Source organism: Rahnella inusitata (genome assembly GCF_003263515.1).
Lineage (GTDB): Bacteria > Pseudomonadota > Gammaproteobacteria > Enterobacterales > Enterobacteriaceae > Rahnella > Rahnella inusitata.
Genome location: NZ_JYDE01000036.1, coordinates 1 through 21,893, shown reverse-complemented (window position 1 = coordinate 21,893; position 21,893 = coordinate 1). Strand labels below are relative to the sequence as shown.

Below are 21,893 nucleotides of genomic sequence, written 5' to 3'. Positions count from 1 at the left end.
TTTACTTATTACGACTGGTTGTTCTGGCACTCTCTCCGGCCAGGTCAGCCAGTCGTTCTAATGCCTTCCTCAGTTTTTCCGGGCTACGGCTCGCCAGTCCTCTCAATTCATCTGCACTCTGTGAACTCAAATGCCTGACTGGCATCGACTCTGCTGCAATCGCCTTATTTTTCTCAGCAATCTGCGAAGCATTTTCCATTTTAGCCATCAACGAAGGATTAATCCTGATGTCGATTGATGACAATGATGGTAGAATTTGCGCTCGAAGTGCAGAGAGTAATGCCGGTTGTTCATAGCGTAATCGCATCATCCAGCTGGCATTAGCGATTTCCAGCACTAAAACTCCCTGTCGATAATTACCGACGCGACACCATGGTTGCATAGGCGACGGTAACAGACCCTTCACTGCGCGGTTGAGTTTTAATAACGCCGCAGCGCGCTGTTGAACATTCCGCAGCGGGCTTTGTTCCGTTGAAGAGGCGTCATCGAACAGGATATCTAATAATTGTGGGCGACTATCGCGCATGATGGGCTCCGGCGGATTATAAACGTGTGATTGGTATTCTAAATCGTTGGCGACAATTTGGCAGAAAGTATTTTTGGCCGCATCTCCTGTTGGGGATGGTCGCGGCGAGCCTTGGCGTGTCGACGAATCTCTCACAAACGGAACTGGCCTCGGTTCCCAATACGTCTTCAAGTCTTAACCGTCTAAACATCGGTAATGCCGGGCTGAGCAATCTCGCCTTACTTCAGGCACATCGTCGCCCGTCTTTCGGTGTCGATTATTGGCAGCAGCATGCGCTACGTACGGTAATTCGTCACCTTTCTTTTGCTCTGGCACCGCAGGTGGTTTACACCGCTTCGCCGGAAGTGATTGCTGAAGAAGCCGAGCCGCTGCACGTTCAGCAACTGGCTTTGCTGGTGACCCTGAATGCCTTACTGACCCATGAATCTAAACCTCCGGTGATCATTCGTCGGACGCAGCAGCCTTTGCTGACTACCTCCTCTTCGCATCAAACCGGCCTGTGGCTGGCACAGGTACAGGGCATTCGTGCCGGCCCGGTCACCCTGATTTAACACACTCTCATTTAAGCACTTTATCTATAAATCAATAAATTAGGGCCGATTTTAACGGCCACAAAGAGATATCAAGCATCATGTTAATCAAATTATTGACCAAAGTTTTTGGTAGCCGTAACGATCGTACATTGCGCCGTATGCGCAAAGTGGTTGAGCTCATCAACCGCATGGAACCTGAAGTTCAGAAGCTGACAGATGATCAGCTAAGAGCCAAAACCGATGAATTCCGCGCGCGCCTGGCGAAAGGCGAAGTGCTGGAAACGTTGATCCCTGAAGCCTTTGCTGTAGTACGTGAATCCAGTAAACGTGTGTTCGGTATGCGTCACTTCGACGTGCAGCTGCTCGGTGGTATGGTGCTCAATGAGCGTTGTATCGCAGAAATGCGTACTGGTGAAGGTAAAACCCTGACGGCAACGTTGCCGGCTTACCTGAACGCGCTGAGTGGCAAAGGCGTTCACGTCGTGACCGTCAATGACTACTTAGCACAGCGTGACGCCGAAAATAACCGTCCACTGTTTGAATTCCTGGGCCTTAGCATCGGGATCAACTTACCGGGTATGCCTTCCCCTGCTAAGCGCGCAGCTTACGCAGCTGACATCACCTATGGTACGAACAACGAATACGGCTTTGACTACCTGCGTGACAACATGGCGTTCAGCCCTGAAGAACGCGTACAGCGTAAACTTCACTACGCGCTGGTGGATGAGGTCGACTCCATCCTGATCGATGAAGCCCGTACTCCGCTGATCATCTCCGGCCCGGCTGAAGACAGCTCAGAAATGTACACCCGCGTAGACAAACTGATCCCTAAACTGATCCGTCAGGAAAAAGAGGATTCGGATTCCTTCCAGGGCGAAGGTCACTTCTCCGTGGATGAGAAAGCGCGTCAGGTTCACCTGACGGAACGCGGTCTGGTCCTGATTGAAGAAATGCTGGTAGAAGCGGACATCATGCAAGAGGGCGAATCCCTGTATTCCCCGACTAATATCATGCTGATGCACCACGTAACCGCAGCGCTGCGTGCGCACGTGCTGTTCACCCGCGACGTCGATTACATCGTGAAAGATGGTGAAGTGATCATCGTCGATGAGCACACTGGCCGTACGATGCAGGGCCGCCGCTGGTCTGATGGTTTGCATCAGGCAGTGGAAGCGAAAGAAGGCGTGGATATTCAAAACGAAAATCAGACGCTGGCTTCTATTACTTTCCAGAACTACTTCCGTCTGTACGAAAAACTGGCCGGTATGACCGGTACCGCAGACACCGAAGCATTCGAATTTAGCTCTATTTATAAGCTTGATACCATTGTTGTGCCAACTAACCGCCCTATGGTGCGTAAAGATATGGCTGACCTGGTTTACATGACTGAAATGGAAAAGATTGGCGCAATCATTGAAGACATTCGTAATTGTACTGCCAATGGCCAGCCGGTTCTGGTGGGTACTATTTCCATTGAGAAATCAGAAGTTGTCTCTAACGAGCTGACTAAAGCGGGTATTGCGCACAGCGTACTGAACGCCAAATTCCACGCCAAAGAAGCTGAGATCGTTTCTCAGGCCGGTCAGCCGAGCGCGGTGACTATCGCAACGAACATGGCCGGTCGTGGTACCGATATCGTGTTGGGCGGCAGCTGGCAGGTTGAAGTTGAAGATTTGGGCGAAGAAGCCACTGACGAGAAAATCGCAGAAATCAAAGCTGCCTGGCAGATTCGTCATGATGCCGTTCTGGCTTCCGGTGGTTTACACATCATTGGTACTGAGCGTCATGAATCACGCCGTATCGATAACCAGTTGCGCGGTCGTGCCGGACGTCAGGGTGATGCCGGTTCTTCACGCTTCTACCTGTCAATGGAAGATGCTCTGATGCGTATCTTCGCCTCCGATCGCGTTTCCGGCATGATGCGCAAACTGGGTATGAAACCGGGCGAAGCCATTGAGCACCCTTGGGTGACCAAAGCGATTGCCAATGCACAGCGTAAGGTTGAAAGCCGTAACTTCGATATCCGTAAGCAGTTGCTGGAATACGATGATGTGGCAAGCGATCAGCGTCGTGCGATCTACAGCCAGCGTAACGAACTGCTGGATGTGTCTGACGTGAGCGAAACCATCGCCAGCATTCGTGAAGACGTGTTCAAAACTATGATCGACAGCTACATTCCACCTCAGTCTCTGGAAGAAATGTGGGATGTTGAAGGTCTGGAACAACGTCTGAAAACCGATTTCGAACTGGAAATGCCGATTGCAGAGTGGCTGGATAAAGAGCCTGAACTGCATGAAGAAACTCTGCGCGAACGTATTATGGAACTTGCGAAAGAATCATACGCCCGTAAAGAAGAAGTGGTTGGCGCTGAAATGATGCGTAACTTCGAGAAAGGCGTGATGCTTCAAACCCTCGATTCCTTGTGGAAAGAGCATCTGGCGGCGATGGATTATCTGCGTCAGGGTATCCACTTACGTGGTTACGCGCAGAAAGATCCTAAGCAGGAATATAAACGCGAGTCCTTTGCCATGTTTGCTGCAATGCTTGAATCACTGAAATACGAAGTGGTCAGCGTGTTGAGCAAAGTTCAGGTACGTATGCCTGAGGAAGTGGAAGCGATGGAGTTGCAGCGTCGTGAAGAAGCCGAGCGTCTGGCGCGTCAGCAACAACTGAGCCATCAGGATCAGCTGGAAGTTGAAGTGGAAGAGGCCGCACGCCTTGCTTCTTCGGGGGAGCGTAAAGTTGGGCGTAACGATCTCTGCCCATGCGGTTCCGGCAAAAAATACAAACAATGCCATGGCCGCCTGCAAAAGTAAGATATCAGGCTAAGTCATCGTGTTAATCTTAAAGGCGGCTAATCACCGCCTTTATTTTTTGTCTTAAAAGTACGGTTCAGTACAGGAATTTCAGTCAGGGGAAAGGTGAATACTGTGACGATTAAGCAACTGAATATCTCAGTCGGCATCATCCGTAATACACAGAAAGAAATTTTTATTACTCAGCGTGATGCTTCATCACACATGGCAGGTTTTTGGGAGTTCCCCGGCGGCAAGATCGAATCGGGTGAAACGCCTGAACAGGCTGTGATCCGCGAATTGCAGGAAGAAGTCGGGATCGAGGCAATATCTCTGGTATTGCTCGATACTCTTGAGCACCGCTTTCCTGACCGTATCATTACGCTGCACTTCTTCATGGTTGAAGACTGGAAGGGCGAGCCGTATGGGAAAGAAGGCCAGCCGAAACGCTGGATTGCCCAGTCGCAGCTAAATGAAGCAGAGTTCCCGCCGGCCAATGAAGCGATCGTTCGGGCACTGAAAAACAATCAGTTCTGATCTACGTTAAATTCCACGTACAAAAAAGGGGCCGAAGCCCCTTTCTGTTTATCCCTTCTCGTACCTGCTTTGCGCGTTAAATCTCTTCTTCGCTCCACTCATCCAGATCGTTGATATCCCCTTTGCTGGGAATACGTTTCTCTTCATCGGCCCATTCGCCGAGGTCGATCAACTGACAGCGTTTGCAGCAAAAAGGCCGGTAGGGGCTTTGCTCGCCCCATACCACCGTTTTGCCACAAGTAGGGCAATTCACTTCAATAATTTCGGGATCCATTTGCAACTCCTAGCAGCAGGCAAGATCAAAATTCAGTCGCGCGGGAACCACGCCATGTTCGCTGTCGAGGGGCAAAAAGCGAATGGCATAACGGGTTTTGTGCCCGGACACTTGCGGGTAGAGCAGATTTTCCATCGACAGGCGTAATCGTAACAGATCCGCGCCTTCAGCATTGTCCTGGAAAAAGCCATTAAGGCTGATTTGATTGCGGAAAACACCGGACTGGCGGATCAAATCTAGCACCATCGTGAGCGAATTGTTCAGAGGCGCCAGCGTTTCTAGCCAGTTTTTTACTTCGCCATCCCGCTGTGACTGTGCCAGATGCAGCCAGATATGCAGCGTCGGCAAGTCAAAGCTGCAACAGCCACCCGGAATGCTGAGACGCTGACGTACCAGCGCGATCATGCGATCTTCTTTCAGCGCCTGACCAATACGCGGTGCTTTCATCAGCACACCTGCACACTGCTTCAGCTCGGTGCGTAACCCTTCAATGCGCGTTAAATCGACGCCGGGGACATCCTGCCACTGGGACAATTTTTGTTGCTGACGCTCAAGTTCTTTCAATAAATCGGTGCGGACTTCGCCGCGTTCTAACACATCCAGTAAGTCGGATGCCGTGCGAAAGAACAGCAGGGCGGAAGAAATAGCAGTGACCTGTGCATTGGCATGCAGCTGCTGTAACAGAAATTCAATGCGCAACCAGGTACGCATTTTTTCATTTAAAGGATGTTCAAAAAGAACCGTGGCTGCGGCTTCACTCATGCTGGGCAATATCCTGTCTGTTTTCTCCCTGATAATTCAACGCATTATTCACGGAGATACTGATGCCGCCAATGTTAAATAGCGGCTATGTAATTGGGCAACACGCGGTTCAATCGTTTCGGGACCGCCGCTGTTATCAATGATGTCATCCGCGCAGGCCAGCCGTTTTTCACGGCTTACCTGCGAGGCAATAATATTTTCAGCCTGCTCACGGCTGACACCGTCGCGCTGTATCGTGCGCGAAAGCTGAGTTTGCGGATCAACGTCGACCACCAGTACGCGATGGGCCCGTGCCTGCAATCCATTTTCAATTAATAACGGCACGACCCAGAGCACGTAAGGCGTTTGCGCCTGCGCGATAAGGCGCTGCGTTCGGGCATGAATAACCGGATGCAGCAATTTGTTAACCCATTCTTTCTCAACGGGATTGCTGAATATACATTCTCTCAAAACGGCGCGGTTAAGCGAGCCGTCAGCGAGAAGAATACTGTTACCAAAATGGCTGCTCAACTCATCCAGCGCCGGTTCGCCGGGGGCAACCACCTGACGGGCAATAACATCAGCATCGACAATGCTTACGCCGTGGCGTGCAAAGCTCTCAGCAACGGTACTTTTCCCGCTCCCTATGCCTCCGGTCAATGCAACGATATACGCCATGCTGATGCTCTGATAAATTTAGTTGGGTAAATGATAAAGAGATTATGAGTAAGTGCAAGCCGCTCTCGTGTTGGTTTAGGACTTCGAAAATTATTCAGCTGTGCAATCAAAAGTCTGTGATGTCAGTTGGAAAAGCCATCTTGCCGTTGTCATTTTCCTGTGTATGATAAAACCACTGGAAAGGGTGTCTAATTTTTCGCTTTACGCCCTAGCGACCCGTCGCCAAACCAGGACAAACCCGTCATGCGCATTGAAGAAGATTTGAAGTTAGGCTTTAAAGACGTACTTATCCGCCCTAAACGTTCCACCCTCAAAAGCCGTTCCGAAGTAGAACTGGAGCGCACCTTCACATTCAAACACTCCGCGATCAGCTGGTCAGGCACGCCAATTATTGCCGCCAATATGGATACCGTAGGGACATTCCGCATGGCGACGGTGCTGGCATCCTTCGGCATGCTGACGGCAGTTCATAAGCATTATACTGTTGAACAATGGCAGGCTTTCATCGCTTCTGTGGATGAATCCGTCCTGCGCAATGTGATGGTTTCCACCGGGACGTCTGAAGCAGATTTCGTCAAAACACTGCAAATTCTCGCAATGTCACCATTGCTGAAATTTGTGTGTCTTGATGTTGCTAACGGCTATTCGGAGCACTTTGTCGATTTCCTGCGACGCGTACGCGAAGCCTGCCCGGATAAAGTCATCTGTGCCGGTAACGTGGTCACCGGTGAAATGGTCGAAGAGCTGATCCTCTCGGGTGCAGACATTGTCAAAGTCGGCATTGGACCGGGTTCAGTCTGTACTACCCGCGTTAAAACCGGTGTCGGTTATCCGCAGCTTTCCGCTGTGATCGAATGCGCTGATGCCGCACATGGTCTGGGCGGACAGATTGTCAGCGACGGTGGCTGTGCCGTGCCGGGCGATGTGGCTAAAGCTTTCGGCGGCGGTGCCGACTTCGTGATGCTCGGCGGAATGCTGGCAGCGCATGAAGAGTGTGAAGGTACTGTCGTTGAAGAGAACGGTGAAAAATTTATGCTGTTTTACGGTATGAGTTCCGAATCTGCGATGAAACGTCACGTCGGCGGCGTAGCTGAATATCGCGCAGCGGAAGGCAAAACCGTGAAGTTGCCTTTGCGAGGCCCGGTTGAAAATACTGTTCGCGATATCCTTGGCGGTCTGCGTTCTGCATGCACTTATGTGGGTGCCGATCGTCTGAAAGAGCTGACCAAGCGCACTACCTTTATCCGCGTGGCAGAGCAGGAAAACCGTCTTTTCGGCGGTAAGTAATCGCTTAAAGATACGAGCCTCAATTACGGCTTTAAGGCGTCTATAACGGCGAAACAGGTTTTCGCCGTTTTCATTTCCTCCAAACGTCCCGTCGATAGTGCGCCTCATCCCATCACCGATCCCAACTGGAAAATAGGCAGATACATGGCGATCACTAAGCCACCAACAATCACGCCCATCACGGCCATCAGAACCGGTTCAATCGTTTGGGACAACGTGTCCGCCAGCGAATTCGCCTTCTCATTATGCAGATGCGCCAGCTTCAGCAGCAACTCATCCAGCGACCCAGACTCCTCCCCGATTTTTATCAGTTGCTGACACAGCGAAGGAAACAGCGGCGACTGCACAAAGGCCTTATGCAGCGGTATACCTTGCATAATTTGCTCACGGATCTGGCTGAGCGCACTCTGAAAATGCAAATTAGACAGGGAGGATGCCGCCGCCTCCAGCCCGGAAATCAGCGTCATTCCTGCCTGTTGTGTCATCGCCAGCGTCTGAAATATCTGGCTGAGGCAACTGTCGGTAACCAGCCGTGAGGTTAACGGCAACCTTAGGAGCAGCATTTGCTCCCTATGCTTCCAGCGCTTTTGCGGATGTAGTTTGCGCAAATAGGCAAAGCAGCCAACTGATATAACACCCGTCAGCCACGGACCGGTACTGATCAGGACATCCGATGTACTGACCAGCATGCGCGTGAACCACGGCAGCTCGGCATCAAAGGAGGCATAGATTTTGGCAAACTCCGGCAGAACCAGGGTTAGCATCAGTAAGGTCACCACCGTAGCTATTACACTGACGATCAGCGGATAGCGCAGGGCTTTTTTCACTTTATCTCTCAGTTTGGCCTGCTGTTCCTGCTGTGCGGCCAGCTGTAAACAGCAGCGATCCATCTGACCGGTGAGTTCACCGATGGCAATAATCTGCCGGTAGATATCCGGGAACACATCAGGATAGGCATTCAGCATTGCGGATAAAGGCCTACCTTCACGAACTCCTTTAGCGATATTTTGCAAAACGCATTGCCACGCCATTTTCGGATGCTCATTTGCCAGCAACATCAGGCTATTGACCAGCGGCAGTCCGGCCTGTAGCAGCGTGGCAAGTTGCCTAACCATCGCAACGCGTTCTGAATTTTTCCAGTAGCCCCGGTTCAGACGTTGCTTCATTTGAATCTTCAGTGGTTGCAAACTGGCTGCGAAAAGCTGCTGATAAATGCCATCTTTACTGGCCTCGATGCTGCTGCCTTGCTGAATGTTTCCCTGAATATCGATGGCCTGCCAGTGATACAGGCACCATCTTTGGGAAAGCGCAGGCATTTCACTCATGCATCGGTTTCCTCGCCGGTGACGCGATAGAGTTCTTCCAGCGAAGTGATCCCTTGCTCAACCAGCAGCATTCCGGCTTCCTGCAGTGTGATTTGCCCCTGCTCGCGGGCAATTTTGCTCAGTTCATTCACTGTGGCTTCTGCAACCAGTGCCTGCTGCAAGCGTGGTGTAATGCTCAGTGTTTCATAAATGCCTGTCCGTCCGTAATAGCCGGAAAAGCACTGATGACAGCCGGTAGCCAGCCAGAGTGGGATCTGGGCACCTCGCCCGTTTTCACCTTTACCGACAAACCCCATGTGCGCCTTACGGCAGTGCGGACAGAGTTTTCGCACCAGTCGCTGAGCAATTACCAGCCGCAGGCTGGCGGCAATGTGAAAGCCTTCAATGCCCATCTGACGCAGCCGGGTCAGCGTTTCACAGGTGGAATTGGTGTGTAACGTTGAAAGCACCAGATGCCCGGTTTGTGCGGCTTTTACGGCGATTTCTGCCGTTTCCTTATCACGTATCTCGCCGACCATAATCACATCCGGATCCTGGCGCAGCAATGCGCGCAGCACACTGGCAAAGCTGAGATCAGTTTTACTATTGATCTGCGTCTGGTTGATGCCACTGACCGGAATTTCGATCGGATCCTCCACGCTGCAAATATTGCGTGAGATGGCATTCAGATGCCGTAACCCACTGTAAAGCGTGACGGTTTTACCGCTGCCGGTCGGGCCGGTGACCAGAATCAGCCCCTGCGGGTGTTTCAGCGCGGCTTTGAAATACTCGAGATCGCGCAGTGTCAGCCCCAGTTGCGACATAGCCAGATCCTGCTGGGTCATATGCAGGATCCGCAGCACGATTTTTTCACCATGCAACGTTGGCAGGGAGGAGACGCGCATTGAGTAACGCTGGTTTTGAAGCATCACTGACAGCTGTCCGTCCTGTGGTAAGCGGCGTTCTGCAACGTTCAGCTGCCCCATGATTTTCAGCCGCGCACAAACACCCGCCGCCATTGAAAACTCAGGGCCGGGAATCTCCTGCAAAACGCCGTCAATTCGTACGCGGACACGGAAGCTGTGCTCGTAAGGCTCGAAGTGAACATCCGAAGCCCGACGGGTGATTGCCTGTCTGAGAATCTGATTGAGGACATTAATTACCGGCGCATCACTCTGGTCGTTAAGCTCATTTTCCTCTGAACTACCCGAAGCCGGACGCGACTCACCTTTTGCAGGTTCTTCTTTAGGATCAGTGCTGCTTTTCTCCATTACCTGTTCGAGTCTTGCCTGTGGCCAGCGTTCAAGCTGAACTTTCAGCCCGCTTGCAAAGCGCAGAACGTTGCTCAGCGTATCGGTATCTGGTTCAGCCTCATGACAGGCCACCCGCAAAGTCTGTTCGTCTCGATATAAAATCACCGCTTTGTAACGCTGGCAAAGTGCTTCCAGTGAAGCTTCACTATGCTGTTTCAGGTTTTCTACCGGTGAAACTCGATTTAATGGCATGTCACTCATTTCGGCGCTCCTGTGGTGTCAAAACGGAAGACGCTTTCGCAAGCTTCAACCATCGAAGTGTTACCTGAATTGGTGCAGGTACGGTTCCAGATAATGCCGCCGGCCTGATTGTCGAGAGTAGGGGTCATTACAACGCTGAGACCGTTAAGTGCCTGCTGACCTGTCAGTGTGATGATCCCCGCACTGACTTGTGTCTGGCTGACATAGCGGCTTGTGGCGGTCGCAGGGATCCCCTGACTGCCCGCATTGCAGCTAGCCAGGGCACCTGCATCAATCACGCACAGCTCCACACCGGTTTTATACGGCACCATGGTTTGCAGCATGTCGGTCAGGGCCGCTTTTTGAATGTAACTTTGATAAGCGGGAATGCCGATGGCGCTGAGGATCGCAATAATTGCGATCACCACCATCAGCTCTATGAGGGTAAATCCTTGTTGCCGTTGCATGGCTTTCTCCGTCTGGTGTAACTGCATGGATGTTGCTCAGGCAGCAAACTAAACGAAGAAAAAAAAGGACTCCAGCATCATCGGTGGCTTCTCCGCGACGTCTTCCAGGATAAATGTGCAAGCTCAGAAGGCAGGCAAAACTTTTGCGTGATGTCTCGCAATTATGCTCAGGAGGTCAAAAAGGGAGTTGGCAGAGTTCGATGAGAATGAGAGGGTAATGCGGCAAGTTCGAGAGAGTCCGAAGAAGTCGTATTGCCCCCTGCAAGGATTTCAGAGGGCAATAGCTGAAAGGCTAATTAGTTGAAACGCATAGAGAGATCCATCGCCCGGACATGCTTAGTCAGCGCGCCGACAGAAATATAATCCACGCCGGTTTCAGCGAATTCACGCAGCGTTTTTTCAGTGACATTGCCAGAGACTTCCAGCAATGCGCGGCCCGCGGTGAGGGCTACACCTTCGCGCATCATCGGCACGGTGAAGTTATCCAGCATGATGATGTCCGCACCCGCATCCAGTGCTTGCTGAAGTTCGTCTAGCGATTCAACTTCGACTTCAACCGGGACGTCCGCGTGGATCCACAACGCACGTTCAACTGCCGCTTTAATCGAGCCGCAGGCAATAATGTGGTTTTCTTTAATGAGGAAAGCATCAGCAAGGCCGAGACGGTGATTGCTGCCGCCACCGCACAGTACGGCATATTTCAATGCTGTGCGCAGGCCAGGCAGGGTTTTTCGGGTATCCAGCAGCTGCGTTTTGGTGCCTGCGAGGCGTTTCACATAGTGATTCACTTCAGTGGCCACGCCAGATAAGGTCTGGACAAAATTCAGTGCCGTGCGTTCGCCGGTCAGCAGCATGCGCGCAGAGCCTGAAAGCTCACATAATTTCTGGTTTTCAGAAACTGAATCGCCATCTTTGACATACCATTTGACGGTGATTTTGTCTCCCGCCAGTTGGGTAAAGACTTCATCCAGCCAGCGCTGACCACAAAAAATTCCGGCTTCACGAGTAATGACAGTTGCGCTGGCATCTTTATCCTGCGGCAACAGTTGGGCGGTTAAGTCATTGTCGGCATTGGCTTCGCCGCCGAGGTCTTCACCCAGCGCCTGAGTCACAAGTAAGGGAATATCGCTCTCGATACGTTCGAGTAACTGTGCGCGGCGACTTTCAGGGCTGTAGCTGCGGGTAGACATACAAATACTCCGAAATGGCGGAAAGAAGGACAAAAAAACATGCTACCCTGTTGCTGTGATAAGTACCACCCAGGCACATCATTGAGGTCATTGATGCACTTAGAACATGGCTGGATTGCCGAGGCCCGGCAGGTTGTTTCTCCCCATTCCGATCTCCGTCCTGACGACGAAATCCCCTCACTACTGGTGATCCATAACATCAGTTTGCCGCCCGGAAAATTCGGTGGTCCGTATATTGATCAGTTATTTACCGGCACGCTGAATCCGCAGGACGATCCTTATTTTGAAGGGATCCACCAGCTGCGCGTCGCCGCGCATTGCCTGATCCGGCGTGACGGCGAAATCGTCCAATACGTGCCTTTCGATAAACGCGCTTGGCACGCAGGTGTTTCCAGCTGGCAGGGGCGTGAGCGCTGTAATGATTTTTCCATCGGTATTGAGATGGAAGGGACTGACTTTGAGCCTTTCACAAAAGCACAATATCGCAGCCTGGCGGCAGTTACTGAGTTGTTAATTAAGCACTATCCGATTAGTCTTGATGCCATTACCGGACACAGTGACATTGCGCCGGGACGTAAAACGGATCCCGGCCCTGAGTTTGACTGGGCATTTTATCGCAAGCTGTTAACACCTTCCGCAGGGCACAATGCTTCTGCTGACTAGTGAATGAACGCGGGTTCAGGTTTTTTTAGCGTGTGATGTGTTGAGAGAGAGTGACAATCGATGACGTTATTTACTTTATTGCTGGTGCTGGCTTGGGAGCGCTTGTTCAAACTGGGTGAACACTGGCAGTTGGATCATCGGTTCGAGGTGATTTTCAGCCGCGGACGACAGACTTCTCTGGCGAAAACGCTGGCGATCGCCGTGGTCTGGATGGCGGTGATTTGGGTGATCCTGCGTACGGTTCAGGGCTTGTTTTTTGGCGTGCCTTCGCTGATTTTGTGGGTGATTATCTGTCTGTTGTGCATCGGTGCAGGCGTTAAACGTAAACATTATCGTGCCTATCTGAAATCAGCCCGTCAGGGCGATGCCGATGCCACGAAAGAGATGGCAGAAGAGCTGGCGCTGATCCACGGTTTGCCAACAGATTGCACCGAAGAAGCCCGTCTGCGTGAGCTGCAAAATGCGCTGTTGTGGATTAACTTCCGTTATTACCTTGGGCCGCTGTTCTGGTTCGTGGTGCTTGGCCCCTACGGACCGGTTGCGCTGGGCGGGTACGCTGTGCTGCGTGGCTATCAGACCTGGCTCGCGCGCCATACTACGCCGCTCAAACGCGCGCAGTCCGGCGTAGACAGTTTGCTGCACATTCTTGACTGGATCCCGGTGCGTCTGGCTGGTGTGGCGTATGCGCTGCTCGGGCACGGCGAAAAAGCATTACCGGCATGGTTTGCCTCGCTCGGAGACATTCATTCTTCGCAATATCACGTGCTGACCCGTCTGGCGCAGTTCTCGCTGGCGCGTGATCCACATATGGATCCGGTGCAGACGCCGCGCGCCGCCGTTGGGCTGGCGCGTAAAGTCACCATGATTATTCTGGTCGTGGTGGCGCTGCTGACGATTTATGGCGCGCTGATTTAACGCCGCAGTTTCGCTGCCCAGCGTCATCTCTGAACAAATTAAAAGCCCGGCGCATTCACATGGCCGGGCTTTTAATCGCTTTCTCTTAACTGTTTCTCTAAAGCGTTATGGCAGTTTTTGCAAGGTCAGCGGACGGTTGTCGGCGGCAGGTTCGCCGAAGTCCGGTAGCCCGTTGTCGTCCCAGCGAATGTTTTTAATCCGGGTATGACGGTTCGGGTCATACAAAGGATCGCCTTCAATCTCGGTGTAATTTCGCGCGTGGTAAACCAATACATCGTCACCCTGTTCGTTGCGGGTAAAGCTGTTGTGACCGGGGCCGAACTGTTTGTTCGTTGCGTGAGTGGTAAATACCGGATGCGGCGATTTATGCCACGAAGACGCATCCAGCAGGTTGCTGTGCACATCAGCTGTGAGCAATCCGATACAGTAATTCTCATCGGTGGCGCTGGCGGAATAGGTGATGAAAATCTTATCGCCATGAGTGATCACCGCGGGTCCTTCGTTCACCCAAAAGCCGATAATTTCCCAGTCCAGTTCGGGTTTACTGAGCATCACCGGCGGCGATTTCAGCGTCCACGGATTTTCCATTTCGGCAATATACAGGTTGGAGTTGCCGCGGATCGCCGGGTCTTTCTGAGCCCACAGATAATAGCTTTTTCCCTGATGCCCGAAATGCGTGGCATCAAGTGAGAAACTGTCGATCGGCGTTTGGATCCGCCCCTTTTCGATCCATTTCCCCTTAAGCGGGTCGGCATCCTCACACACCAGCGCATACATGCGGTGCTGAAACAGTCCGTCCTTAATCTCCTGTGACGGCGCGGCAGCGTAGTAAATCACCCATTTCCCGTCGATGAAATGCAGTTCAGGTGCCCAGATAAGTGCGCTCATCGGGCCGCTGTCGGGTTTGCGCCAGACGATTTTTGCCGGTGCATCAGCAAGGCCGGTCAGCGTTTTTGAGCGGCGAATTTCCAGCCGGTCATATTCCGGCACCGAGGCGATAAAATAATAATGCCCATCGCTGTGCAGCCAGATATGCGGATCGGCACGTTGTTCGATGAGCGGGTTTGGGTAATTACTCATGTTTCAGCTCCTTGCTGTGAAGCGGGAGGGAGCCCGCATCAGGTGCATTTTTCGTGTCGTGGTATTCATTCAGCTCGCGGTAATTGCGGCGGCGGATTTCCAGATCTGACTGGATGGTGCGCATCATTTCGCGGTCAACTTTTAGTAAACGAACAACGCCTGCGGTGATGAGATAGCCAACGCCGGGGATCACTGTGAATAACAATACTATCCCGTTGATGGCGTGATCACTCTGTCGCGCCGCGCCAGCGTCGTAGCCATAGCCTGAAAGCAGGAAGCCTACCATCGCCCCGGCCACAGCCAGGCCGCATTTGAGGAAGAACAGGTTACCGGAGAAGCTGATGCCGGTGATGCGTTTGCCGGTTTTCCATTCGCCGTAGTCATCCACATCTGCCATCAGCGACCAGTGCAGCGGAGAAGGCAACTGGTGCATGATATTCAGGACAAAGTAGGCGACCAGAATCAGCGTCGTGGCGTGCGGATCGAGGAAATAGAAGCCGCAGGAGAAAATGGTCAGGATGATGTTGGCCCAGAAGAACACTTTCAGTTTGCAGAACTTGTCGGTCAGCGGTTTCGCCAGCGCGCTGCCGATCATCATGCCGACCACGCCGAGGCTGATAAACATGCTGGCAAACGAGGTGGATTTCTCCATCACCCAGGTGACGTAATACATCGTTGCAGCCATGCGGATAAAGCCCGGACACACGTTGCAGAAGGTCAGCAGCAGAATGCGAACCCACTGGTCGTTTTTCCAGATGTCTTTCAGGTCAGATTTCAGCGCATGTTTAGACGGCACCGCAGGCTGGATACGTTCTTTCACGAAGCTGAAACAGAACAGGAACATGAACAGCGCGATGATCGCCATCACGCCCATCGACATCTGGTAGCCCTTGGCTTTGTCCGCACCGCCAAACCAGTCGGCCATTGGCAGAAGCGTCGAAGACAAGATCAGCGTCGCGATCCCCACCATAAAGAAGCGATAAGACTGGCAGGCCACGCGCTCGTGCGGATCGGCGGTGATGACGCCGCCCAGCGAGCAGTAAGGGATGTTAATTGCGGTATAGGTGAGTGACATCAGGAAGTAAGTCACAAAGGCATAGATAACCTTGCTGTTATAGGTCCATTCCGGTGTCGTGAACATCAGTACGCTGAACAGGACGTAGGGCACCGATATCCATAACAAGTAGGGACGAAAACGCCCCCAGCGGGTCGTGGTGCGGTCGGCAATCGCGCCCATGATCGGGTCAGTGACGGCGTCGATCACACGCACCGACAGCAGTAATACACCGACCAGCGCCGGGGCAAGGCCGAAAACGTCGGTATAAAAGTAATTAAGAAACAGCATGATGGCGCCGCCAATCATGTTGCATCCCGCGTCCCCCATGCCGTACGCCACTTTCTCTTTGAATGACAGCGCGCCTTCCTTCATGGATGTTCTCTCCGGCTATTGGTTAAAAGAGTGATGTTAAAAAACTGTTTGTTAGCCAAGAGTATTGGCGCGGGAGGGGCAGAGGAGTCAGGAGGTAAGAGTCATGAAGATGGACGTTTTAGTCATGCTGGGCAAAGTGTGACCCAGATAACAAAGCGCCCCGGCCTGGAAATCGGACCGGGGCGCTTAAGATTTTAAGCCTTTAACAACGCTGACTTAATTTCAGGCTTTCACGGATTTTCCGCTTTGCTGATTTTTGACCCAGTAACCGAGGCCCAGAATCACCAGCCAGACAGGGATCAGCCATACAGAAATGGCCATGCCCGGCGTGATCGCCATAATCACCAGGATCGCTGCCATGAACAGTAAGCAGATATAGTTACCCACCGGATACAGCAGCGCCTTGAACTTGGTTTCGATCCCTTCGCGACGCATCGCCTGGCGGAACTTGATGTGCGCAAGGCTTATCATCGCCCAGTTGATGACCAGTGCGGAAACCACCAGCGCCATCAGCAGACCGAAGGCTTCGCCCGGCATCAGATAGTTAATCAGTACGCACAGGGCCGTCGTGGCCGCAGAAACCATGATAGAAGCAACCGGCACGCCACGTTTGTCGACGTTCATCAGGGCTTTTGGTGCATTACCTTGCTGAGCCAGACCAAATAGCATACGGCTGTTGCAGTACACACAGCTGTTATAGACCGACAGTGCCGCAGTCAGGATCACCACGTTGAGGGCATTGGCGACCAGCGCATCACCCAGATCGTGGAAAATCAGGACGAACGGGCTGGTGTCCGGCCCTACGCGGGTCCACGGCATCAGAGAAAGCAAGACAGCCAGTGAGCCCACATAGAAAATCAGGATACGGTAAATAACCTGATTGGTGGCTTTAGGAATGCTTATCTCCGGGTTGTCGGCTTCTGCGGCGGTGATACCCACCAGCTCCAGACCCCCGAATGAGAACATGATGATAGCCATCATCATCACCAGCCCGGTCATACCATGAGGCAGGAAGCCACCTTGCTCCCAGAGGTTTCGCACTGTCGCCTGCGGACCGGCAGTATCGCTGAACAGCAACCAGCCACCGAACAGGATCATGGCCACTACCGCGACGACCTTGATGATCGCAAACCAGAACTCCATCTCACCAAAGACTTTAACGTTGGTCAGGTTGATAGCATTGATCAGCACGAAGAACACAGCCGCAGAAGCCCAGGTTGGGATCTCCGGATACCAGAATTGAATATATTTACCGACGGCGGTCAGCTCTGCCATCGCGACCAGCACGTACAGCACCCAGTAGTTCCAGCCAGAAGCAAAACCGGCAAATCCACCCCAGTATTTATAGGCGAAGTGGCTGAAAGAACCGGCGACTGGTTCTGCAACGACCATTTCACCGAGCTGGCGCATAATCAGGAATGCGATAAATCCGGCAATCGCGTAGCCAAGAATAATCCCCGGCCCCGCAGACTGAATAACGGAGGCGCTGCCCAGAAACAGGCCCGTTCCGACTGCCCCACCTAACGCGATCAACTGAATGTGGCGGTTTTTCAGACCGCGCTTCAGCTCATCGCCATGTTGTTGATCAACCATTTACCTGTCCTCTGTCATTGGGGCAAAACCCATAGCATTCTGCGTGTTAGAAAGAATGTAAGGCGATAATTACACTTTTTGTATTTAATTATTTACGGCTGGATTGTGCCTAAAAATCAGCATCATCTACCGTTCGGGCAAGAATAGTGTTATGCGAAAAAGTTTGCACCTGATTTATGCATCATCTGCATAACAAATAACCGAATTAACGGTAAATTTGCTCAGGATCGTAAAAATGTGATCTAAAGCGTGGAAAAAAAGGAGAATGCTAAAAAGTTGTTAAATTGTGCGAGGTCGACGCATTTACTGGGTAGCCATATGGACACAAGGTGAATACTTTGTTACTTTACGGCCACGTTTTTTAAATTGGTATTACCAATTGACTCCGGCAACTTACAGAGTCGCTACTCGCAGAGAACAGCACTGATATGGCTTACAGCAAAATCCGCCAGCCTAAGTTATCCGATGTGATCGAGCAGCAACTTGAGTTCCTGATCCTCGAAGGCACTTTGAGACCCGGAGAAAAGCTTCCGCCAGAACGTGAACTGGCCAAACAGTTTGATGTTTCACGACCTTCTCTCAGAGAGGCGATCCAAAGCCTGGAAGGGAAGGGACTGCTCCTGCGTCGTCAGGGTGGTGGCACTTTCGTGCAAAGTAATTTGTGGCAAAGCGTGAGCGATCCGCTGGCCGAGTTACTGGCTGACCATCCTGAATCACAATTCGATCTCCTTGAAACACGCCATGCCCTTGAAGGGATTGCTGCCTATTATGCTGCGCTCAGAGGCACAGAGGAAGATTTAGCACGTATTCGTGATTGTCACGTGGGCATTCAGACCGCACAAGACAGCGGGGATCTGGACGCAGAAGCCGATGCGGTTATGCAGTATCAGGTCGCTGTAACAGAAGCAGCCCATAATGTGGTGCTGCTGCATCTGGTTCGCTGTATGGGACCGATGCTTGAGAAGAACGTACGACAGAACTTTGAATTGCTCTACTCACGCCGGGAAATGCTGGCAACGGTAAGCAACCACCGCGCCAGTATCTTCGAGGCGATTGTTGCACGTGAACCAGAAATGGCGCGCGCTGCATCTCACCGTCACCTGGCGTTCATTGAAGAAGTTTTGCTGGATCTCAGCAGGGAACACACCCGGCGGGATCGGTCATTACGACGGCTCCAGCAACGGAAAGATGAAAGTTAACCTTCGGGATTAATTTTTAGAGCCTTCACTTGAGGGCTCACGGCAACTACATGACGGGCCTGTCTTCGTGCGTTTTGTTGAAAACGAAGAGCTTTGTGAAAGAGCGCAGGAAGACAGGCTCCAGATAAACCAACGTATTAGATACAGATAAGGAAAAGCACCATGTCAGAACGTGTAAATAATGACGTGGATCCGATCGAAACTCGCGACTGGCTACAAGCGATCGAATCGGTCATCCGTGAAGAGGGTGTTGAGCGTGCGCAGTTCCTGATTGATCAGGTTCTGAGTGAAGCACGTAAAGGCGGCGTGAGCGTCGCAGCTGGCGCGGCCAGCCGTAATTATGTCAACACCATCGCTGTTGAAGACGAACCTGAGTATCCGGGTAACCTGGAGCTGGAACGCAACATTCGTACCGCAATCCGCTGGAATGCGATCATGACCGTTCTGCGTGCGTCGAAGAAAGATCTGGATCTGGGTGGCCATATGTCATCCTTCCAGTCTTCCGCAGCGGTTTACGAAGTTTGCTTCAACCACTTCTTCCGTGCTCGCAACGAGAAAGACGGCGGCGATCTGGTGTATTTCCAGGGCCATATCTCTCCGGGCGTGTACGCGCGTGCTTTCCTTGAAGGCCGCCTGACCGAAGACCAGATGAACAATTTCCGTCAGGAAGTTCACGGTAAAGGTCTGTCATCTTATCCGCACCCTAAACTGATGCCTGAATTCTGGCAGTTCCCGACCGTATCAATGGGTCTGGGTCCAATCGGTGCTATCTATCAGGCTAAGTTCCTGAAATACCTTGATCACCGCGGTCTGAAAGACACCAAAGAACAGCGCGTTTATGCGTTCCTGGGTGACGGTGAAATGGACGAACCAGAATCCAAAGGTGCGATCACCATCGCGACCCGTGAAAAACTGGACAACCTGTGCTTCATCATCAACTGTAACTTACAGCGCCTTGATGGCCCGGTAACCGGCAACGGTAAAATCATCAACGAACTGGAAGGCATCTTTGCAGGCGCCGGCTGGAACGTGATCAAAGTGATTTGGGGCAACCGTTGGGATGAACTGCTGCGTAAAGATACCAGCGGTAAACTGATCCAGCTGATGAACGAAACCGTGGACGGCGACTACCAGACCTTCAAGTCCCGTGACGGTAAATACGTTCGTGAACACTTCTTCGGCCGTTATCCTGAAACCGCTGCGCTGGTCAAAGATATGACCGACGATGAGATCTGGGCACTAAACCGTGGTGGTCATGATCCGAAGAAAGTCTTCGCTGCACTGAACAAAGCACAGAACACCAAAGGTCAGCCGACCGTTATCCTTGCACATACCATCAAAGGTTATGGCATGGGCGAAGCGGCCGAAGGCAAGAACATTGCTCACCAGGTGAAGAAAATGAACATGGATGGCGTGCGCTATATCCGTGATCGTTTCAGCGTGCCAGTGACCGATGAAAATCTGGAAAAACTGCCGTACATCACTCTGGAAAAAGACTCAGCAGAATACAAATACCTGCATGAGCGTCGTGCTGCTCTGAAAGGCTACCTGCCGACTCGTCTGCCAAACTTCACTCAGAAGCTGGAAATGCCGAAACTGGAAGACTTCTCACAACTGCTGGAAGAGCAGAAGAAAGAGATCTCTACCACAATCGCCTTCGTCCGTGCTCTGAACGTGATGCTGAAGAACGATTCCATCAAAGACCGTCTGGTACCGATCATCGCCGATGAAGCGCGTACCTTTGGTATGGAAGGTCTGTTCCGTCAGATTGGTATTTACAGCCCGAACGGCCAGCAGTACACCCCGCAGGACCGTGAGCAGGTTGCTTACTATAAAGAAGACGAGAAAGGTCAGATCCTGCAGGAAGGCATCAACGAACTGGGCGCCGCGTCTTCATGGCTGGCCGCAGCGACGTCTTACAGCACCAACGATCTGCCAATGATCCCGTTCTACATCTACTACTCCATGTTCGGTTTCCAGCGTATCGGCGACCTGTGCTGGGCAGCGGGTGACCAACAGGCACGTGGCTTCCTGGTCGGTGGTACTTCAGGTCGTACAACATTGAACGGCGAAGGTTTGCAGCACGAAGATGGTCACAGCCACATTCAGTCTCTGACTATCCCGAACTGTATTTCTTACGATCCGGCGTATGCCTACGAAGTGGCAGTCATCATGCATGACGGTCTCGTGCGTATGTACGGTGAAGCACAAGAAAACATCTATTACTACATCACTACGCTGAACGAAAACTACCACATGCCAGCCATGCCAGAAGGCGCGGAAGAAGGCATCCGTAAAGGTATCTACAAGTTAGAAACCGTGGAAGGTAGCAAAGGTAAAGTGCAGCTGATGAGCTCCGGTTCTATCCTGCGTCACGTCCGTGAAGCGGCTCAGATCCTGGCGAAAGACTACGGCGTCGGTTCTGACGTGTACAGCGTGACCTCCTTCACCGAACTGGCCCGTGACGGTCAGGACTGTGAACGCTGGAACATGCTGCACCCGACTGAAACCCCACGCGTACCTTACGTGGCTCAGGTAATGAACGATGCACCGGTTGTTGCTTCAACCGACTACATGAAGCTGTTCGCAGAGCAGATCCGTAACTTCGTTCCTGCCAGCGATTTCCGCGTACTGGGCACCGACGGCTTCGGTCGTTCTGACAGCCGCGAAAACCTGCGTCACCACTTCGAAATTGATGCGTCTTACGTTGTGGTTGCTGCGCTGGGCGAACTGGCCAAACGTGGCGAGATCGATGTGAAAGTAGTGGCTGAAGCCATTACCAAGTTCGGCATCGATGCTGACAAAGTTAACCCGCGTCTGGCATAAGAGGTAAAGACAGATGGCTATTGAAATTAACGTACCGGACATCGGTGCAGATGCAGTGGAAGTCACCGAAATTATGGTGAAGGTGGGCGATAAGGTTGAAGTTGAACAATCGCTGATCACCGTTGAAGGCGATAAAGCTTCTATGGAAGTGCCTTCTCCACAGGCTGGCGTTGTGAAAGAGATCAAAGTTGCGGTCGGCGATACCGTCGAAACCGGCAAACTGATTATGATCTTTGAAGCCGCTGACGGAGCTGCTGATGCAACTCCTGCGAAACAGGAAGCGCAAGCAGAAGAGAAACCTGCTGCTGCCGCACCTGCTTCAAGCGAAAGCAAAGAAGTGAACGTGCCAGATATCGGCGGCGA

20 protein-coding genes are annotated in these 21,893 nt (G+C 52.1%); 9 read left to right on the top strand and 11 right to left on the bottom strand.

The window, feature by feature from the left end; translation table 11 throughout:
• Nucleotide 1: 1 nt before the first annotated feature.
• Entirely contained in the window at nt 2-526 is a 525-nt protein-coding gene (locus TU92_RS18835) for a DUF721 domain-containing protein (RefSeq protein ID WP_112168704.1), read from the bottom strand.
• Between the two features lie 26 nt (nt 527-552).
• Here TU92_RS18835 and secM point away from each other — a divergent pair, with 26 nt between their 5' ends.
• The 3 genes from secM to mutT all read left to right on the top strand — a co-directional run bounded on the left by secM (nt 553) and on the right by mutT (nt 4,391).
• Entirely contained in the window at nt 553-1,077 is a 525-nt protein-coding gene (gene secM, locus TU92_RS18830) for a secA translation cis-regulator SecM (RefSeq protein ID WP_112168703.1), read from the top strand.
• An 80-nt stretch (nt 1,078-1,157) separates the two neighbouring features.
• The gene (gene secA, locus TU92_RS18825; RefSeq protein WP_112168702.1) at nt 1,158-3,875 is read left to right on the top strand and encodes a preprotein translocase subunit SecA; all 2,718 of its coding nucleotides are present in this window, start codon (nt 1,158-1,160) and stop codon (nt 3,873-3,875) included.
• A gap of 120 nt (nt 3,876-3,995) precedes the next feature.
• Nucleotides 3,996-4,391, top strand: a complete 396-nt coding sequence (gene mutT, locus TU92_RS18820) for an 8-oxo-dGTP diphosphatase MutT (RefSeq protein WP_112168737.1) — start codon at nt 3,996-3,998, stop codon at nt 4,389-4,391.
• A 76-nt stretch (nt 4,392-4,467) separates the two neighbouring features.
• Here mutT and yacG read toward each other — a convergent pair whose 3' ends face one another.
• The 3 genes from yacG to coaE are packed head-to-tail and all read right to left on the bottom strand — an operon-like array spanning nt 4,468 to nt 6,084.
• On the bottom strand, nt 4,468-4,665 hold the full coding sequence (gene yacG / locus TU92_RS18815) for a DNA gyrase inhibitor YacG (protein WP_056776990.1): 198 nt from the start codon (nt 4,663-4,665) through the stop codon (nt 4,468-4,470).
• Nucleotides 4,666-4,674: 9 nt separating this feature from the next.
• Nucleotides 4,675-5,427 carry a cell division protein ZapD gene (gene zapD / locus TU92_RS18810; protein ID WP_112168701.1) on the bottom strand — a complete coding sequence of 251 codons (753 nt, stop codon included), beginning with the start codon at nt 5,425-5,427 and terminating at the stop codon, nt 4,675-4,677.
• Between the two features lie 48 nt (nt 5,428-5,475).
• Nucleotides 5,476-6,084, bottom strand: coding sequence for a dephospho-CoA kinase (coaE, locus tag TU92_RS18805; protein ID WP_112168700.1), 609 nt, complete (start codon nt 6,082-6,084; stop codon nt 5,476-5,478).
• A 243-nt stretch (nt 6,085-6,327) separates the two neighbouring features.
• Here coaE and TU92_RS18800 point away from each other — a divergent pair, with 243 nt between their 5' ends.
• Nucleotides 6,328-7,371, top strand: a complete 1,044-nt coding sequence (locus TU92_RS18800; protein WP_112168699.1) for a GMP reductase — start codon at nt 6,328-6,330, stop codon at nt 7,369-7,371.
• Nucleotides 7,372-7,475: 104 nt separating this feature from the next.
• On the opposite strand, the gene hofC is transcribed toward TU92_RS18800, so the two are convergent.
• The 4 genes from hofC to nadC all read right to left on the bottom strand — a co-directional run bounded on the left by hofC (nt 7,476) and on the right by nadC (nt 11,825).
• Nucleotides 7,476-8,696 carry a protein transport protein HofC gene (hofC, locus tag TU92_RS18795; protein ID WP_112168698.1) on the bottom strand — a complete coding sequence of 407 codons (1,221 nt, stop codon included), beginning with the start codon at nt 8,694-8,696 and terminating at the stop codon, nt 7,476-7,478.
• On the bottom strand, nt 8,693-10,189 hold the full coding sequence (gene gspE, locus TU92_RS18790; RefSeq protein WP_112168697.1) for a type II secretion system protein GspE: 1,497 nt from the start codon (nt 10,187-10,189) through the stop codon (nt 8,693-8,695). The genes hofC and gspE overlap by 4 nt, the downstream gene beginning before the upstream one ends.
• Entirely contained in the window at nt 10,186-10,635 is a 450-nt protein-coding gene (ppdD, locus tag TU92_RS18785) for a prepilin peptidase-dependent pilin (RefSeq protein ID WP_112168736.1), read from the bottom strand. Before ppdD ends, gspE begins: the two co-directional genes overlap by 4 nt.
• A gap of 296 nt (nt 10,636-10,931) precedes the next feature.
• Complete coding sequence (gene nadC, locus TU92_RS18780) at nt 10,932-11,825, bottom strand: carboxylating nicotinate-nucleotide diphosphorylase (protein ID WP_112168696.1); 894 nt, start codon at nt 11,823-11,825, stop codon at nt 10,932-10,934.
• A gap of 93 nt (nt 11,826-11,918) precedes the next feature.
• Here nadC and ampD point away from each other — a divergent pair, with 93 nt between their 5' ends.
• Together ampD and ampE are read left to right on the top strand one after the other, a co-directional pair.
• Nucleotides 11,919-12,488 carry a 1,6-anhydro-N-acetylmuramyl-L-alanine amidase AmpD gene (gene ampD / locus TU92_RS18775; RefSeq protein WP_112168695.1) on the top strand — a complete coding sequence of 190 codons (570 nt, stop codon included), beginning with the start codon at nt 11,919-11,921 and terminating at the stop codon, nt 12,486-12,488.
• A 60-nt stretch (nt 12,489-12,548) separates the two neighbouring features.
• On the top strand, nt 12,549-13,403 hold the full coding sequence (ampE, locus tag TU92_RS18770; protein ID WP_112168694.1) for a beta-lactamase regulator AmpE: 855 nt from the start codon (nt 12,549-12,551) through the stop codon (nt 13,401-13,403).
• 105 nt (nt 13,404-13,508) lie between these two features.
• On the opposite strand, the gene TU92_RS18765 is transcribed toward ampE, so the two are convergent.
• The 3 genes from TU92_RS18765 to aroP all read right to left on the bottom strand — a co-directional run bounded on the left by TU92_RS18765 (nt 13,509) and on the right by aroP (nt 17,505).
• Nucleotides 13,509-14,483: a glycoside hydrolase family 43 protein gene (locus tag TU92_RS18765; protein ID WP_112168693.1), complete on the bottom strand. Its 975-nt coding sequence runs from the start codon at nt 14,481-14,483 to the stop codon at nt 13,509-13,511.
• Nucleotides 14,476-15,912 carry a glycoside-pentoside-hexuronide (GPH):cation symporter gene (locus tag TU92_RS18760; protein WP_112168692.1) on the bottom strand — a complete coding sequence of 479 codons (1,437 nt, stop codon included), beginning with the start codon at nt 15,910-15,912 and terminating at the stop codon, nt 14,476-14,478. Before TU92_RS18760 ends, TU92_RS18765 begins: the two co-directional genes overlap by 8 nt.
• Nucleotides 15,913-16,134: 222 nt before the next feature.
• A complete protein-coding gene (gene aroP / locus TU92_RS18755; RefSeq protein WP_112168691.1) occupies nt 16,135-17,505 on the bottom strand; it encodes an aromatic amino acid transporter AroP in 1,371 nt (456 codons plus the stop codon).
• A gap of 428 nt (nt 17,506-17,933) precedes the next feature.
• On the opposite strand from aroP, the gene pdhR reads away from it, so the two are divergent.
• From pdhR to TU92_RS18740, 3 genes are all read left to right on the top strand, one after another.
• A complete protein-coding gene (gene pdhR / locus TU92_RS18750; RefSeq protein WP_112168690.1) occupies nt 17,934-18,704 on the top strand; it encodes a pyruvate dehydrogenase complex transcriptional repressor PdhR in 771 nt (256 codons plus the stop codon).
• Nucleotides 18,705-18,866: 162 nt separating this feature from the next.
• Entirely contained in the window at nt 18,867-21,530 is a 2,664-nt protein-coding gene (gene aceE, locus TU92_RS18745; RefSeq protein ID WP_112168689.1) for a pyruvate dehydrogenase (acetyl-transferring), homodimeric type, read from the top strand.
• Between the two features lie 13 nt (nt 21,531-21,543).
• Nucleotides 21,544-21,893 (top strand): biotin/lipoyl-containing protein (locus TU92_RS18740; protein WP_345789228.1); only part of this gene is annotated, 350 nt, incomplete at its 3' end.

What these genes read in the sequence shown, in the direction of transcription:
- TU92_RS18835 (WP_112168704.1), bottom strand. Translation starts at nt 526, where the DNA reads ATGCGCGATAGTCGCCCACAATTATTAGATATCCTGTTCGATGACGCC.
- secA (WP_112168702.1), top strand. Translation starts at nt 1,158, where the DNA reads ATGTTAATCAAATTATTGACCAAAGTTTTTGGTAGCCGTAACGATCGT.
- yacG (WP_056776990.1), bottom strand. Translation starts at nt 4,665, where the DNA reads ATGGATCCCGAAATTATTGAAGTGAATTGCCCTACTTGTGGCAAAACG.
- zapD (WP_112168701.1), bottom strand. Translation starts at nt 5,427, where the DNA reads ATGAGTGAAGCCGCAGCCACGGTTCTTTTTGAACATCCTTTAAATGAA.
- coaE (WP_112168700.1), bottom strand. Translation starts at nt 6,084, where the DNA reads ATGGCGTATATCGTTGCATTGACCGGAGGCATAGGGAGCGGGAAAAGT.
- TU92_RS18800 (WP_112168699.1), top strand. Translation starts at nt 6,328, where the DNA reads ATGCGCATTGAAGAAGATTTGAAGTTAGGCTTTAAAGACGTACTTATC.
- hofC (WP_112168698.1), bottom strand. Translation starts at nt 8,696, where the DNA reads ATGAGTGAAATGCCTGCGCTTTCCCAAAGATGGTGCCTGTATCACTGG.
- gspE (WP_112168697.1), bottom strand. Translation starts at nt 10,189, where the DNA reads ATGAGTGACATGCCATTAAATCGAGTTTCACCGGTAGAAAACCTGAAA.
- ppdD (WP_112168736.1), bottom strand. Translation starts at nt 10,635, where the DNA reads ATGCAACGGCAACAAGGATTTACCCTCATAGAGCTGATGGTGGTGATC.
- nadC (WP_112168696.1), bottom strand. Translation starts at nt 11,825, where the DNA reads ATGTCTACCCGCAGCTACAGCCCTGAAAGTCGCCGCGCACAGTTACTC.
- ampD (WP_112168695.1), top strand. Translation starts at nt 11,919, where the DNA reads ATGCACTTAGAACATGGCTGGATTGCCGAGGCCCGGCAGGTTGTTTCT.
- ampE (WP_112168694.1), top strand. Translation starts at nt 12,549, where the DNA reads ATGACGTTATTTACTTTATTGCTGGTGCTGGCTTGGGAGCGCTTGTTC.
- TU92_RS18765 (WP_112168693.1), bottom strand. Translation starts at nt 14,483, where the DNA reads ATGAGTAATTACCCAAACCCGCTCATCGAACAACGTGCCGATCCGCAT.
- TU92_RS18760 (WP_112168692.1), bottom strand. Translation starts at nt 15,912, where the DNA reads ATGAAGGAAGGCGCGCTGTCATTCAAAGAGAAAGTGGCGTACGGCATG.
- aroP (WP_112168691.1), bottom strand. Translation starts at nt 17,505, where the DNA reads ATGGTTGATCAACAACATGGCGATGAGCTGAAGCGCGGTCTGAAAAAC.
- pdhR (WP_112168690.1), top strand. Translation starts at nt 17,934, where the DNA reads ATGGCTTACAGCAAAATCCGCCAGCCTAAGTTATCCGATGTGATCGAG.
- aceE (WP_112168689.1), top strand. Translation starts at nt 18,867, where the DNA reads ATGTCAGAACGTGTAAATAATGACGTGGATCCGATCGAAACTCGCGAC.